The following is a 15,579-nucleotide window of genomic DNA, read 5'->3' on the forward strand; positions in this document are numbered from 1 at the left end:
GGTTTACCCGGTTATGCGTTCTGGGTGATCAACTCCATCGCGTCCCGCAGCTTGTCGGCGGATCCGAGGGCGGCCTTGTTGAGAACGGCCGACACGACGGGAGCCGAAAGACTGCCAGTCACGTGAAGTATCTCGTGGTCAAGGTCATCGAATGCTCGCGCCTGGATTTCGGCAATCCAGTGGCGGCCGAGCGTGAAACCACTCGCGACCTGCTCGGCGATGATGACCCGGTTCGTCTTGGCGACGGAAGAAAGCACTAGCGGCCAGTCGGTTGAGAGCTGACCGACGCTGCGCATGTCGATGATCTCGGCGTCGATGCCGGTTTCCTCCGCGACCTTCTGGGCGATGCCGACCATCGCGGATGTCGCGAGCACGGTGCAGGCGGATCCCGATCGGACGATCTTGGCCTTGCCGAAAGATATGCAGAAGTCCCGCTCGTCGCGCGGCACCAGGCTTTCTCGTTGGTAGAACTCGACATGCTCGATGATGGCGACGGGATCGTTGGATTTCAACGCGGTGTTCAGCAGTCCGACATAGTCGAAGGCGTTGGTCGGCGACACGATATGCCAGCCGGGGAATAGCCTGAACAGCGCAGACGGGTCGCCGGAATGCTGTGAGCCGTAGCCCGTGTGCGGAGACAACCGGACGCGCATGACGACGGGCACTGGAAAGCCGTCGCCGAACATGTGGCGGACCTTGGCGATGCCATTGCCGATCTGGTCGGCGGCGACCAGGCAGAAATCGCCGAACATGATCTCGACGACCGGCCTTAGTCCGCGTAGCGCGGCGCCAAGCGCCACGCCGGTAAAACCGTTCTCCGCGATCGGCATCGCCAGCACCCGGCCAGGAAACTGCTCGAGCGCCGAGCGGGTGAAGCCGCTGACTCCGCCGCGAAGCCGGTGGACGTCCTCGCCAAGCACGATGATCGTCGGGTCGGCCGCCATGGCAGCGGCAAGCGCCTCGCCGGCAGCGGTGACGAACCGCGTCTTGACCATTTCGTCTTCGGAATAATCCTCGAGCTCGCGGAATTTCAGACCGGCTGTATCCGAAGGGTCTGCGAGGATGCCGTGGTCGACACTCCCAGGCGAGGGCCAGAGGTGATCGGGAATCCGCAAGTGGTTGCTACCCGGCGCGGTTTCAGTCAGGCGGTTCGCCGCCACCTGCACCACCGCGCTGACGCTTTCATCGATTGCGGCGAAGCCGGCGCTGTCGAGAATGCCGAGCGTGGCTAGGCGTGCCTCCGCGAAACGGAGCGGATCGCGCTTCAGCCACTCCTGTTCCTCCTCGCGGCTGCGGTATCCGAAATCGCTTCCCGTCTTGCTGCCGCTTTGGTGGAAATGCCGGTAACATCTTGCTTCGATGACCACCGGCCCGCGCCCATCGCGGATGATCTCCGCCGCGTCGGCCATGGCGCGATGAACCGCCACCACATCCATGCCGTCGCATTCTATGCCGGTGAATCCGAGCATGGGACCGCGCGAGGCGATGCGCGGCTCGGCGGTCACGTCGTTGATATGCGTGGACACGGCATAGAGATTGTTTTCGACGAAGAAGATGACAGGCAGTCTGTAGGCGGCGGCGATGTTCATCGACTCATACGCGGCGCCCTGCAGCGAGGCGCCGTCTCCGAAGAAGGTAACGGAAATTCCATCGCGGCCGAGCACCTGGTCGGCCAGCGCATAGCCGACGCCATGCGGAATATTTCCGCCGACGATCGCGCTGGTGCCCCCCACGCCCGACGCCGCGTCGCGCATATGCATGGATCCGCCCCGGCCTTGGCAATAACCCGGCGTCAGGCCCATGATCTCAGCCATCAGCCGGTAGACCGCATCGCTCATTTCCGGTGCGAAATCTTCGGCCCGGATGTCGAAATCAGCCGCCGTCTGCGCGTTCACGAGTTTCGTCAGCACTTGATGATGGGCGCGATGCGTACCGTTGATCTGGTCACTCGCTCGCAGGATCGACATGGCCCCCACGGCTGCCGCTTCCTGTCCGATGCTGGCATGCGCTGGACCGTGGACAAGCCCGGCCTTTTCAAGGTCCAGAATCTTCTCCTCGAATCGACGGATCAACTGCATCTGGCTGTACAGTTGCACAAGTTCCAGTTCCGGAATCGCCGCCCAATCGGCTTCGTCCGTCTCGATCCTGTACCATGGCGCCGACGGGCTCAATTCATGCTTTTGCACCAACTACCGTCCTCCCGTCCGGCTTTCGCTAAGCGTCAGTTCAAGCTCCGCTCTTCGACGCAACCACAGGCTTGCCCGGTAGCGCGGATCCCGTGTGCGATCATGGATCGCGTCGAGGATGCGGACAATGCGAGTTGCTCCCACGCGGTCTCCCCATTCCAAAGGACCATGGGGATAGCCAAGACCAAGCTTAACGGCTGCGTCGACATCCACTGGCGACGCTATATTCTGCTCGACGATAGCGCAGCCGATGTTGACGATCATGGCGACAGTCCGCTGACAAATCGCGCCGCAACTGTCGCCGACCACGGTGGCCTTTCGTCCGGTAGCCGAGAGAAGCGCAAGGGCGTTCGCCGCCGCCTCCTTCGAAGTCGCCCCGGATGTCACCAGCGTGACATGCCGGTCGATGCCGAAGAAGGGATCAAAACCAATGGATGAGGCGGCGGACAGGCCACGGCGTGTGACGGCGCCGGCGACATCTTCGCCTTCAAGACCAACAAGGACGAGTCCATTGCCAGACTTTGCGTCTGCGGGGTTTTTCGTGACGCTATGACCGGCCGCCTCCAGAAGCGATCGCATCTGGCCATCTTCACCGTCGCCAACGACAACCACTGTTTGAGGCGCCACAGGCTCCAGGTCCTGCTCGACCGGATCCGGCAGAATCTGGCGGTTGCCTTCGTATTCGTAGAAGCCCCGGCCGGTCTTGCGCCCCAGCAGGCCCGCGGCGACGCGCTGCGCGGCGATCACGGATGGACGGTAGCGCGGGTCGTGGTAGAACTGCCCGTAGATGCTTTCCATGACCGGATGTGAAACGTCCAGTCCGGTCAAATCCATCAGTTCGAACGGTCCCATCCGGAAGCCGGCCGCGTCGCGCAGGATTGCATCGATTTCAGGAATAGATGCGACGCCTTCGCGTAGTATGGCCAGGGCTTCCGTTCCGAAGGCCCGACCGGCATGGTTGACGATAAAGCCCGGCGTGTCGGCGGCCAGCACCGCGCGATGTCCGAAGCGCCCCGTCAACTTCACCAGAGCGTCTTCGACCTCCGGTGCGGTGTGGGCAGCGCGGATGATTTCGACCAGTTTCATGGCCGGGACAGGATTGAAGAAATGGTAGCCCGCCACCCGTTCCGGCCGCTTGGCCGCGGCCGCGATGCCTGTCACGGAAAGGGAAGATGTGTTCGTCGCAATGATGGCTTGTGGACCAACAATTGTTTCCAAGGAGCGGACGAGGTCCTGCTTGGGCTCCAGGCGTTCGACGATGGCCTCCACGACCAGATCGGCCTTTACCAGGCCATTGAGACTTTCCAGCGGCCTGATCCGGGCGACCAGCTTTTCCACGGTGTCGGGATCGGCCTTGCCAGCCGCGGCTCTCGCAAGCTGCCTGGAAGCGATCTGGGCAATGGCTGACTTGGCTTTTCCAGGTTCGCTGTCGACCAGAAACACATCGAGCCCACCTGCAGCGAAGACCTCGGCGATGCCGGCGCCCATGACGCCGGCGCCCACAATGCCCGCCGTGTCGATGTCTAACGCACGCGACGCAGCCGCCATGGTCTCAGAGGCCTCTGAATTCAGGCTTGCGTTTTTCAAGAAACGCCGCAATTCCCTCGCGCTTGTCGGCTGTGTCGAAGAGGAGTTGGAACGCCTTGCGTTCCACCCGCAACGCAGTCTCCAGTGGCGCGTCCTCGCCGTTCAACACGGCTTCCTTGATCTGCTCGACGGCAAACGGCGGGAATTTTGCGATTTTTCCGGCGATCCGCAGCGTGTGCTGCAGTGCTTCGCCTTCCTCGGTCAGCATGCTGACCAGGCCGGCGCGCTCTGCTTCCTCCGCCGGGAAGAGGTCGCCTGTCAGAGCCAGCATCAGCGTCTTGAACTTGCCGATGGCGTGCAGCAAGCGCTGCGTCCCACCGGCGCCGGGCATCAGGCCGAGCTTCACTTCGGGCTGTCCAAACGTTGCCGTGCGCGCAGCGACAATGATGCCGGTATGCATTGCAAGCTCACATCCTCCGCCGAGCGCATAGCCTTCGACAGCCGCGATGACCGGCTTCTGGCAGCGTGCGATCGCCTCCCAGTAGCGATGTGTCCGCTGTGCAAGCATGTCGGCTGAACCGAGCTTTTCGAAAGCCTTGATATCGGTCCCAGTGGCGAAGTTTCCACCGCGTCCAGGGATTATGATGCAGCGGATGACCTTGTCCGCCGCAAATTTTGCGACGGCGTCCGCCGGTTGCTCGCGAACGTCGAGATTGATGGCGTTGCGCGCTTCCGGTCGGTCGATTTCAACCAACCCGACACCGTCAACGAGCAGACTTTCGATAACGACCTGGGTCACACCACTCGAATCAAGTTTAACGTGCCTGGAATTAAATTTCATATCTTGTTCGAAATATAGTGAGGGGAAATTGGAGCTGCAACAAAAAAACCGATGTCGTGATTGCCTGTTTCTTGGACCAGCCATAATCGCAAAAAGGCGCATTTCGCGGATGTTCCCGTTGCCTCAAACTCGGAGGCCACGCACCCGCCGATGTCCTTGCGGCGAACAGGCGGTTGTACCTTTTCGAAAAGCCGCCAAATCGAACCTTTCACAGCCGAATTTCGGGGATTTGACAATGCATAGGGACACATCGCGCCGTGGCTGATGGAAAACGACGAGCCCAGGTCATGGCTAAGGTCATGCTGGTGACCGGCGGGGCGAGCGGGATCGGTGCGGCAATCGTCAGGCTTGCCGTCCGACAGGGCTACCGCGTGGCGATCGGCGATATCGATACCAAGGCGGCGACGGCGCTCGCGGCCGAACTCGGCGACGCGGCGTTCGCCGTCGATCTCGATATCTGTTCGCAGGACGGCTGGGAGCGCGCGCTTGCAGCCATTCTTTCTCGCTTCGGCGGACTGGATATCCTCATCAACAACGCGGGCATTGCGCATCCCGGGCCGACCAAGGACGTACCCTATGTATTGCACGAACGTACGCTGCGGGTGAACGCCCTTGGCCCGATGCTTGGGATGATGGCTGTTATTCCTCATTTTCGGTCGCAAGGCTCAGGTCATCTCGTGACCGTGTGTTCGATGACCTCGTTCCTGGCGCTGCCCGGCTTGGTGAGTTACGCGGCGTCCAAACATGCCTTACGGGCGATGCATTTTGGCATCGCCCTAGAAGAGCGCGGGTCGCCGTTCGATTTCACGATCGTTCATCCCGGCGCGACTGAGACGCCGATGCTCGAGCAGGAGGCCGAAAAGGGCGTCGTCGCCGCATTCTCGCGGACACCCGCGTCGCCCGAGGAAATCGCGACCGTCATTTTGAAGGCAATCCGCGCGAAAAAGATCGAAGTCTGCATCCCCTCGGCGCGAGGCCGTGTGGTGAAGGCCATTGGAACCAATCCGCGCAGGCTTTTCGACGTGGTGCGGAAAAACGAGGAGATCGGGACAAAAATGCTGGCCGAACGCAAGGCTGCAAAGTGACAATGGCGCCGGATATCCGAGCCATCGAGGAGGCCGTCGCCAGACTGGCTCCAGTCCTGAGAAGGACGTCTCTATTCGAGAGCGCGCGGCTCAATCGGCGTATTGGCGGACGCCTGTTCGTCAAAGCCGAGACGCTGCAAACGACGGGCAGTTTCAAGATTCGCGGCGCCTGGAACCGGATCGCCCAATTATCTTCGGACGAACGTTCACGCGGGGTGCTCGCGCTTTCCTCGGGCAATCATGGACTGGCCGTGGCCTATGCTGCCAAGGAGGCCGGCGTCGAACGGGCGGTCGTGCTGATGCCTGCGGACGCGCCGATCAATAAGATCGAGCAGGCGCGGGCTTTCGGTGCGCACGTGGTGGCCTATGATCGCCGCAGCACCGACCGTGGCGCGCTCGTGGCAAAATGGCGCGACGACGAGGGACTGGTCTTCATCCCGGCGTTTGACGATCCCCATATCATCGCGGGCGCGGCGACCGCGGCGTATGAGGTTGCCCGTGAAGCCATCGCCGCAGGCATCAGGATCGATCTCTTCGCGGCGGCTTGTTCCGGCGGCGGCTTGGTTGCCGGCAGTGCGCTGGCGCTTGGCGCGCTGTCGCCGGAGACAGCGATTTGGGGCGTCGAGCCCGAGGCGTTTGACGACACGGCCCGCAGCCTCGCGGTCGGTAGCCGCGTAACCGTTCCCGCATCTGGCGAGACCATTTGCGACGCCTTGCTCTCCCTGGTCCCCGGGGAGTTGACATTCGAGATCAATCGCACCGTGTTGTCCGGAATAGCCCTGGCAAGCGACGACGACGCCCGGGCCGGAATGAGGGCTGCGTTCGAGGAATTCGGTCTTGTCGCCGAGCCGAGCGGCGCGCTTGCGCTTGGCGCGACCCTGGCCGAAAAGATCGACGCAAAGGGAAGAAACGTGGCGGTTGTTCTCAGCGGGCGCAACGTCGACGCCGATCTCTATCTGCGGGAGCTGGCGCATTCCTCACAGCCAGTGGCATAGTCGGGGCAGTACATGCAGGTTGTTACCGACAAACTGGTCTATCCCGAAGGCCTCATCGCAATGGCGGACGGTTCGGTCATCCTTGTGGATATAGCGGACGAAAGCCTGAAACGGGTTCTGCCCGATGGAAGGGTCGAGCTCATCGCTGCGGTTCCGGGCGGTCCGAACGGCGCCGCGCTCGGGCCGGACGGCCGCGTCTACATTTGTAACCATGGCGGCGTTGAGTGGATCGATGTCCAGGGTGGGCGTCTGCGTACGGGACCGCAGCGCGCCGACTATCGAGGAGGCAGCGTCGATGTTGTCGACCTTGAAAGCGCTCGCGTTGAGCGCCTTTACGACAGGTGCGGCGAGTACCTTCTCCGTGGGCCGAACGACCTCGTCTTCGACAGCGCCGGCGGCATGTGGTTCACCGACATGGGCAAGCGCCGGCAGCGCGATATGGACCTGGGCGCCGTCTACTGGGCGGCGGCGGATGGGTCTGAGATAAGGGAGGTCATTTCCGGCCTTATCTCCCCGAACGGCATCGCGCTTTCGCCCGACGGAAGCACGCTTTACGTCGCCGAGACCTATACGGGCCGCATCTGGTCCTGGGAGGTGAATGGCCCGGGCCAGGTTCGCAAACTGGCGTGGCCTTCGTCGGCCGGCGGCGAACTGTTCGCCAGTCCCGGCGGCCGTACGCGGTTCGATGGTCTTGCCGTTACGCAGTCCGGAGCAGTTTGCGCCGCGGCGCTTGATCTCTGCGCGATCCTGGAGTTCCGAGGTCACGGTAACGCGGCCATCGTCCATCCGGTGCCGGACTTGCTGGTAACAAATCTCTGCTTCGGCGGCGCCGATATGCGAAAATGCTATGCGACGCTGTCGCATCAGGCGCGCCTCGTCTGTCTCGACTGGCATGAGCCTGGCCTGAAATTGCACTTTGCCACTTAACGCCACGCAGATTAGCACGAAAAAAATCGACTAACTCCCAAACTCAACTGGTAGAGATCGCCTGGAATGCTCTATTGTGCTGGTTCGGGTGCCGGCCCACATGAATGCGGGCGTTGCGACTGTGGCCGAAGCCTTGGCCAGCTTGGCTCGGAGCGGCCACTCAACAGAACTTAATAGCTTACCGAAGGAATCGAGATGTCTTATCCGAACGAGGTGCTTCTGCACATTGACGGGCAGTGGAAGCCTGCCGCTGCCGGCAAGACTTTGCCAATCATCAATCCGGTCAATGAGTCGGTGCTCGGGCAACTGGCTCACGCCGAAACGGCGGACCTCGACGAGGCGTTGGCGGCTGCGTCGAAAGGCTTTGCCACCTGGAGCAGGACGTCGGCTTTCGAGCGCTACAAACTGATGCGCAAGGCTGCGGAGATCGTTCGCGAGCGTGCCGAGACGATTACGCGCATCATGACTATGGAGCAGGGCAAGCCACTGGCCGAAGCCAGGATGGAAACGCTTGCCGCGGCCGATCTGATCGACTGGTTCGCCGAGGAGGGGCGGCGCACCTATGGCCGCGTCATCCCGGCTCGGACGGGTGGAGTAAGCCAGATCGAGGTCAAGGAGCCGGTCGGTCCGGTTGCCGCGTTCACGCCCTGGAATTTTCCGCTGAACCAGGTCGTACGCAAGCTGTCGGCGGCGCTTGCGACCGGCTGTTCGATCATCGTCAAGGCCCCCGAGGAGACGCCGGGATCTCCGGCGGAACTGATCCGGGCATTTGTCGACGCAGGCGCTCCCGCCGGTGTCATCAACCTCGTCTATGGCGTGCCGGCCGAGATTTCTTCCTACTTGATCCCGCATCCGGTCATCAAGAAAATCTCGTTCACGGGTTCGACCGCGGTTGGCAAGCAACTGGCCGGACTGGCTGGCCAGCACATGAAGCGGGTTACCATGGAACTTGGCGGCCATTCTCCGGTCATCGTTATGCCCGACGCGGACATACAGCGGTCGGCGAAGCTGATCGCAGCTTCCAAATATCGCAATGCCGGGCAGGTGTGCGTTTCGCCGACCCGATTCCTGGTCGACAAGGGCGTCTATGACGAGTTCGTTGAAACCTTCACGGCCGTGGCGAAGTCGGTGAAGGTTGGCGACGGTCTGGCCGAGGGAACGACGATGGGTCCGCTGGTCAGCGAACGCCGCATCGAGGCTGTTGGCGCATTGGTGCAGGATGCCGTGCAGTCCGGCGCCGAATTGCTCGCCGGCGGCAAGCGAATCGGCAATTCCGGCTATTTCTTTGAGCCGACGGTTCTGTCGAAGGTTCCGACGACCTCGCGGATCATGGACGAGGAGCCGTTCGGGCCAGTCGCCCTGATGGTGCCTGTTGGCGGCCTTGACGAGGCGCTGGAAGAAGCGAACAGGTTGAACTACGGACTCGCGGCCTACGCCTTCACCAGTTCGGCAGAGAATGCGGCAAGGATTTCGGGCGGCATTCGCTCGGGCATGGTTTCAATAAATCATCTAGGCCTTGCGCTGCCCGAGGTGCCTTTCGGCGGGGTCAATGATTCCGGCTATGGTACGGAGGGCGGCGCGGATGCGCTTGAACCTTACCTGAACACCAAGTTCGTCACGCATCTCCAGGTCGGTTAGGCGTTTCGCCGCGCTACTCGGAAAGCTTGGCCGCGTGGCGCTACCGGCGGGATTTCAGAACCATAGATCAGGTTGTAGGACACTCGGGGAGGGGCGGTCGCATGAGCGTCAGGTTCGCGGTCATCGCCGACGATTTCACAGGCGGTCTTTTCGTGGCGAGCCATTTGGAGCGGCTCGGCATCCCGGTGGTTTATGTGAGCGACCTCCATGTCCTGCCGGATGTCGGTGAACAGGAAGTCGTGGTTGTTGCGACCCGACTGCGGTTCATGCCGGCGGCGGAAGCCGTCTTCCTGTTGGATGCGGTGACGACCGCGCTCGAAGCTATCGGAACACGGCAGATTTTCTACAAATATTGTTCCACCTTTGATTCCACCGACGACGGCAACATTGGGCCCTGCGCAGACTTCCTGCTGAAGAGATACGGCGGAGATCGCCTCGTCTTCAGCCCGGGATATCCCGATTTTCGTACCTACGTTCATGAAGGCTACCTGTTTTACAAGGATCGCCTGATTTCCGAGTCCATCAAACGCTTCGATCCGATCACGCCAATGAATGATCCGGACATGGTGCGGGTGTTGCAACGGCAGACCGAGTCCAAGGTCGGCTTGCTGCCACATCGCGTCCTGCATGGCGGCGTCGATGCGGCGCGCGCCTATGTCGAGGAGCAGCAGGCGCAGGGTATCAGCTACTTCCTGATGGATTGCGTCGACAACGACGATGTCCGATGCGGGGCCACGATATTTCGACATGATCGGGTCACGACTGGCGCGGATGCTCTGGCCATCGAACTAGCGATGCAATGGAGAGATTCCGAAGGCAAATTCGTTGCGGAAGAGCGGGAAAAAACTGTACGTGGAACGGGCAGGGAAGCGGTTCTGGTTGGCAGTTGCAGCGAAATCACGCTCAATCAGCGCGACCACTTCGCCAGATCGAATCCAATGCTCGACATCGACATATGCGAAGGCGAGGAGGGCCTGCTTGTAGCCCAGGCGCTGGAATGGGCCAGGACGTTCGCGGATCCAGGCCAGGCGTTGGGATTTTCGGTGGCAGGCGATCCGGCGGGGGTGTCCCGTGCTCAGAGCAGATTTGGCGTAATGGGCGCGGCGCGCAAGGCCGAACGTGTCCTCGCGGCGATTGCGAAGGAGCTCGCTAGGCTCGGTTTTCGCAAATTTGTGGTTTCCGGCGGCGAGACGTCGGGCGCGATCGTCGAGGCGCTCGGAATTCAGAGAATGCAGGTGCGGCCGTTCGATGCGTTGGGCGCCGGTTCGTGCATATCCCTCGACGAAAGGCGCATCTCGTTGTTTCTCAAGCCCGGCAAAATCGGTCCGGCCGATGTGTTCTCCGCCGCGCTCGCCAAGATGAAAACATCATAGCCATCCCGCGCGGGGGCGGTCCAGGAACTGGAGTTGTGGCCGCCCTGTTCAGCATATGCCGGGAGGATTCTCGGATTTGATGCGCCTAATGCGCTCGCGCACGACGGTGAGTAGGCCAGCTGTGGCGATGATGGTCACACCGAGGATCGCAAGAAAATCCGGATACTCGTTGAAGACGACAATGCCGAAAAGCATTGCTAACGCCAGCTGCGAATAGGCGACAGGCGCGATCTGGTTGGCATTTCCAATTCTGGCCGCGGTAACGAAGCACAATTGTCCGAGACCGATGAACAGCCCGGACAACGCCATGAACAACAGGTCACGCGAGGATGGCGGCGTGAAGCCCCAAACGAACATGCCGATGGCATTGACCCCGACGAGGTAGAGAAAGAGCATTCCCAGAATGCTCGTCTTCTTCACACTGGAGCCAAGCCTCCGCATGATGATGATCGATGTGCCGGTGGAAAGCCCAGCTATCGCGGCGGTAAAATGGCCGAGTTGGAATTGCCGGAAGCCTGGCTTGACCGCCAGGAGCACGCCGATGAAGCCAAGGACCACCGCGAACCAACGCCAGGCGCCGACATACTCCTTCAGGATCACGACCGACATGATCGTCACGAAGAAAGGCGCGAGGAAGATAAGCGCGTAGGCGTCGACCAGCGGAACTGTCGTGAACGCGTAAATGGCGCACAGGCTTGAGAGGACGCCGCAGAGCGCACGGAGATGGATGGGCCAAGGCCGCTCCATCCTCCAGAATTCGATCCAACGTTCGTTATCGTGGCGGGTGGTCAGCAGAACCGCCGCCGCGAAAAAATTCTCGAAGAAGCCGATTTCAAAAACGCTCAGCTGGCCGGTAATGGCCTTCGTGAACACGTCCGACATTGAGAAGCAGGCATAGGCCGCAAAGGCACAGGCATAGACATTGGTCAGAAGGGATTGCCTGTTCGACATCAATGCGGCTGCTTGTCGATGGATGGACGCCCACCAGAGGCGGGCGCCATGAAAAAAGATGCCGGCGCAACGCGTCAGCAGAATTCTAGAAAGATTTCTCCTTCAGGGCTTTTTCAACATCGCGGAAGGCTTTTTCCAGTTTGCCGCCGATTTCCTCAACATGCCGCTCATCGATGATGAGAGGTGGACAGAAGCCGACAGTGTCGCGCATGGCGCGAACGACGAGACCATGTTCATAAGCGCTGGCGGCGAGTTTGGCGCCGATCATCCGGGCTGGCGCAAAGGGCGTCCTGGCGGCCGGATCCTCGACCAGTTCGACGCCATACATCAGCCCGACGCCGCGGACATCTCCGACGATGGGTGAGTCCTTCGTCGCCTGCTTCAGCCTGTCGAAGAGGAGAGCGCCCATCTTGCGGACGTGCGGTACGATATCCAGTTCCTCGTAGATCGCTATCGCTTCTGACGCGACCGCCGCCCCGACGGGATGGGCGGCGTTGGTGAAACCGTGGCCGAAGGCGGTGCCGCCTTCATTGTAACGTTCCACGGCTTCAATGATCTTCGGCGAGACGACGACGGCGGCGAGCGGGAAATAGGAGGAGGTGATGCCCTTGGCCAGAGACATCATGTCGGGTTTCATCCCGACCGTCTGGCGGCCGAACCAGTTGCCTGTCCGGCCGAAGCCGCAGACGACCTCGTCGTCGAGGCAAAGGATGTCATACTTGGCAAGGATCTTCTGCACGACCTCGAAATAGCCGGCCGGCGGCGGAAGGATGCCTCCGGCGGCCATGACCGGCTCCGCGATGAAGCCGGCAATCGTGTCCGGCCCTTCGCGCACGATCATCCGTTCGAGTTCGGTGGCAAGACGGGCGACAAACTCGCTTTCGCTCTCGTCCGGCATCTTTACACGGTATGTGTTGGGATGAAGCGTGTGCAGGAAGCCGGGCAAGGGCAGCCCGAACTCGCGGTGCATCATCTCCAGGCCGCACATCGAGCCGGCGACGATGGTCGATCCATGAAAGGCGCGGTCGCGCGCGATAATCTTGCGCTTCGTTGGCTTACCGCGCGACAGATGATAGAGCCAGGCGAGCTTGACCATGGTTTCGTTGGCTTCGGAGCCTGACGTCACGAAGAATGTCCGCCCTCCCTCCATGCCAGTCAATTCGACGAGCTTTTTGCTGAGCGACGCAGCCTTCGGGTTCGTGCGCCCGTAGAAGCTATGATAGTAGCCGAGCTCCTTGTATTGCGCGGCCGCGACCTGCCCGAGGCGTTCATTGTTGAAGCCCAGCGCCGCACACCAAAGGCCGGCCATTGCGTCTATATATCGTTTGCCGTCCTCGTCGATGACATGTGGGCCATCGCCCTTCACGACGACATAGGCGCCTTCGCACGACAACGTCTGCGGGTTGGTCTGGGAATGGAAATGGTAGGCGAGATCTGTTGCTTTGGTTTCGGATTGTCCATTCGAAAGCATGGGAGGATTCACCTGATCACCGGAGGAGCCGTGAAAGCCTAATGATAAAAAAATTGATTTTCAATCGCGGGGTAAGGTCAGTCAGATATTTCCATTGCGGCAGGCGTTTATAGGTCAGATCGCGCGCGGGCAGGTCTCCGGGGAAGTCTACGCCGCCGCCGCCGCTTCCTTGACCATGTTGCGCGCGATGAGGATCTGGTTGATCTGCGTCGTGCCCTCATAGATGCGAAACAGCCGCACGTCGCGATAGGCGCGTTCTATGCCGTATTCCTCCATGTATCCGGCTCCGCCATGAATTTGCACCGCGCGATCGGCGACCCGTCCGACCATCTCGCTGGCGAACATCTTGCAGCATGCGGTGTCCGTGGACACGTTGGCGTCGCGGTCCTTGGCGCGCGCTGTCTCAAGTACCATACATTTCGCGGCGTAGGCTTCCGCCCGGCTGTCAGCCAGCATCGCCTGGATCAGCTGGAATTCGATGATGGGTTGGCCGAACTGCTTGCGCTGCATGGCATAGGCCAGGCTGTCCTGGATCAGCCGCTCTGCGACGCCGACGCAAAACGCCGAAATGTGGAGCCTTCCGCGATCGAGCACTTTCATCGCGGTCTTGAACCCTTGTCCGGGTTTGCCGCCGAGCACCGCCGATGCCGGGACCCGGCATTCGTCGAAGATGACATCGCAGGTGTGGGAGCCCGCCTGTCCCATCTTCTTGTCGATCTTCCCAAGCGACAAGCCAGGCGTCTTTGCTTCGACGAGAAACGCAGTGACGACCCCTCCCGGCCGCTCCGACGACTCCGTGCGGGCAAAAAGGGTGAAAATATCGGCGTAGGGCGCGTTGGTGATGAAACGCTTGGTACCGTTGAGTACGTATGTATCGTCGTCCTTTCGCGCGGAGGTGCGCAGGGACGCAGCGTCCGAACCGGCTTCCGGTTCTGTCAGGGCGAAGGAACTAATGATCTCGCCAGTCGCGAGGCGCGGCAAATAGTAGTTTTTCTGCTCTTCTGTACCGTCCATGACGATACCCTGCGCGCCGATGCCGTTGTTGGTGCCGAACACCGACCGGAAGGCGGGCGAGGTATGGCCGAGCGCGAAAGCGACCTGCACTTCCTCTTCCATATTCAGGCCCGAACCGCCGTATTCCGCCGGAATGGAGAGGCCAAAGAGGCCGAGATCGCGCATCTCCTGCTTGATCTCTTCGGGAACCCGATCCGAACGGGCCACCTCGGCTTCGAGCGGGATGAGGCGCTCCCTTACGAAGCGGCTCACCATCTGGAGCAATTGCTGGAAAACGTCTGCGTCTATGGTCATGCGATCAGTCCTCCCGGATGAGCGAGGGTCAGCATTTCATCGAGGATCGACATCGTCATTTCCGGCTCTTCCAAATAGGGCAGGTGGCCACACTCCTGAAAGGCGTGCAGCCCGACGCGGCCTGGCAACGAGTGGCAGTGGGAGAAGGGGATGATCCTGTCTTGAGCGCCAAAGATCACCCGCACCGGCAGTCTGATGCGCTCCAGGTCGGTGCGGATGGAGAAGGTCTGTGTGCCATCGCAGAAGTAGTTTTCCGCAAACCTCCGCATAGCACGCGAGAGGTCATCGTCCTTTCGTTGCTCCTCCACACTTCGAACGAAAGCCTGGGATATGACGTTGGGGCGGAATACGAGCTCCTTTAGCCATGGCATCAGACTTGACGCCTGCTTGGCCGCCACGAATCCTTTGACGAACTCCGATCTGATTTCCGGGCCGAGGCCGGCGGGAGAGATAAGGAGGAGCGAACGGACAGAGACGAAGCCACGGCTTGCAAGCCGCGCCGCCACGGCGGCGCCCAAGGAGTGGCCGACGATGGTGGCTGACTCGACCCCTTCCGCCGTAAGGCGCTGCTCGACCATTTCACAGATCGCATCCAGGTCGGGCGGGGTGGTTCTCTGAGAACGCCCATGCCCTGGGAGGTCCAGCGCGAGAATGCGCGCCTTCGGCCGACCCGCGATCAGCAGGCTGCGCCAGGCGTTATGGTCGGAAGCGAATCCGTGCAGGGCGACCACCGTTGCCGCTCCTTCCCTCTGCAACCAGACGGAGTTCAACATCGCATTGCGTGGTGCGACAACTACCGGCTCGGTGGGCGCGCTGTCCACGTCCAGAACGTCGCGTTTCTGGATGCGGCCCCGCGGACCGGAGCCTTGGATCGTCGACAGGTCAATGTCGCGCTGTTGCGCCAACCGTCTCGCAAGAGGCGTCGCTACGATGCGCGACGAGCCAGGAAGCACTATCTGTGTGGCCACTTGTTGAGCCGTTGCGGCCACAGGAGGGAACGCCTCCTTTCGTGCGGGCTTGACGTCGCCGGCCGGCTGTTCTCCCGCCATTAAAATATGCCCGACGACTTCGCCGACCTGGACCTGGTCGCCGGCCTTGCGCAGATGCGCGACGATGCCCGACGCCTTGGCCTCCACCTCGACTGCCGCTTTGTCGTTGTCGATCTCGAAAAGCGCCTCGCCTTCCCTGACGACGACGCCATCATCCTTGAGCCAGCGCGCTATGGCGCCGACATCCGTTTCCAGGCTGACCTTCGGGAAAACGACGGCAACTGGCAT

General features: G+C 61.3%; 12 protein-coding genes. 5 read left to right on the forward strand and 7 right to left on the reverse strand.

From position 1 onward, the window contains the following. Positions 1-11: 11 nt before the first annotated feature. Genes ABMA59_RS31655 through ABMA59_RS31665 form a run of 3 tightly spaced genes read right to left on the reverse strand, consistent with a single transcriptional unit; the run spans position 12 to position 4,554 of the window. Positions 12-2,189 (reverse strand): alpha-ketoacid dehydrogenase subunit alpha/beta, encoded by a 2,178-nt coding sequence (locus ABMA59_RS31655; RefSeq protein WP_349009366.1) that lies wholly within the window; start codon positions 2,187-2,189, stop codon positions 12-14. After that, a complete protein-coding gene (locus ABMA59_RS31660) occupies positions 2,190-3,734 on the reverse strand; it encodes a 3-hydroxyacyl-CoA dehydrogenase (RefSeq protein ID WP_349009393.1) in 1,545 nt (514 codons plus the stop codon). Positions 3,735-3,738: 4 nt separating this feature from the next. Next, the gene (locus ABMA59_RS31665) at positions 3,739-4,554 is read right to left on the reverse strand and encodes an enoyl-CoA hydratase-related protein (RefSeq protein WP_349009394.1); all 816 of its coding nucleotides are present in this window, start codon (positions 4,552-4,554) and stop codon (positions 3,739-3,741) included. 299 nt (positions 4,555-4,853) lie between these two features. On the opposite strand from ABMA59_RS31665, the gene ABMA59_RS31670 reads away from it, so the two are divergent. From ABMA59_RS31670 to ABMA59_RS31690, 5 genes are all read left to right on the forward strand, one after another. Beyond that, positions 4,854-5,639 carry an SDR family NAD(P)-dependent oxidoreductase gene (locus tag ABMA59_RS31670; protein WP_349009367.1) on the forward strand — a complete coding sequence of 262 codons (786 nt, stop codon included), beginning with the start codon at positions 4,854-4,856 and terminating at the stop codon, positions 5,637-5,639. A gap of 2 nt (positions 5,640-5,641) precedes the next feature. Next, positions 5,642-6,634, forward strand: a complete 993-nt coding sequence (locus tag ABMA59_RS31675; RefSeq protein WP_349009368.1) for a threonine ammonia-lyase — start codon at positions 5,642-5,644, stop codon at positions 6,632-6,634. A 12-nt stretch (positions 6,635-6,646) separates the two neighbouring features. Continuing rightward, positions 6,647-7,561: an SMP-30/gluconolactonase/LRE family protein gene (locus ABMA59_RS31680; protein ID WP_349009369.1), complete on the forward strand. Its 915-nt coding sequence runs from the start codon at positions 6,647-6,649 to the stop codon at positions 7,559-7,561. 189 nt (positions 7,562-7,750) lie between these two features. Beyond that, the gene (locus ABMA59_RS31685; RefSeq protein WP_349009395.1) at positions 7,751-9,199 is read left to right on the forward strand and encodes an NAD-dependent succinate-semialdehyde dehydrogenase; all 1,449 of its coding nucleotides are present in this window, start codon (positions 7,751-7,753) and stop codon (positions 9,197-9,199) included. A 101-nt stretch (positions 9,200-9,300) separates the two neighbouring features. Next, complete coding sequence (locus ABMA59_RS31690; protein WP_349009370.1) at positions 9,301-10,572, forward strand: four-carbon acid sugar kinase family protein; 1,272 nt, start codon at positions 9,301-9,303, stop codon at positions 10,570-10,572. A gap of 48 nt (positions 10,573-10,620) precedes the next feature. Here the strand turns inward: ABMA59_RS31690 and ABMA59_RS31695 are convergent, their stop codons facing one another. The 4 genes from ABMA59_RS31695 to ABMA59_RS31710 form a co-directional block, all read right to left on the reverse strand. Further along, positions 10,621-11,523: a DMT family transporter gene (locus ABMA59_RS31695; RefSeq protein ID WP_349009371.1), complete on the reverse strand. Its 903-nt coding sequence runs from the start codon at positions 11,521-11,523 to the stop codon at positions 10,621-10,623. A gap of 85 nt (positions 11,524-11,608) precedes the next feature. Beyond that, positions 11,609-12,994 (reverse strand): aminotransferase, encoded by a 1,386-nt coding sequence (locus ABMA59_RS31700; RefSeq protein ID WP_349009372.1) that lies wholly within the window; start codon positions 12,992-12,994, stop codon positions 11,609-11,611. A 147-nt stretch (positions 12,995-13,141) separates the two neighbouring features. After that, positions 13,142-14,302, reverse strand: a complete 1,161-nt coding sequence (locus tag ABMA59_RS31705) for an acyl-CoA dehydrogenase family protein (RefSeq protein ID WP_349009373.1) — start codon at positions 14,300-14,302, stop codon at positions 13,142-13,144. Beyond that, the gene (locus tag ABMA59_RS31710; protein WP_349009374.1) at positions 14,299-15,579 is read right to left on the reverse strand and encodes an acetoin dehydrogenase dihydrolipoyllysine-residue acetyltransferase subunit; all 1,281 of its coding nucleotides are present in this window, start codon (positions 15,577-15,579) and stop codon (positions 14,299-14,301) included. Before ABMA59_RS31710 ends, ABMA59_RS31705 begins: the two co-directional genes overlap by 4 nt.

The sequence above is a fragment of the Mesorhizobium yinganensis genome (assembly GCF_040081985.1).
GTDB classification, from domain to species: domain Bacteria; phylum Pseudomonadota; class Alphaproteobacteria; order Rhizobiales; family Rhizobiaceae; genus Kumtagia; species Kumtagia yinganensis.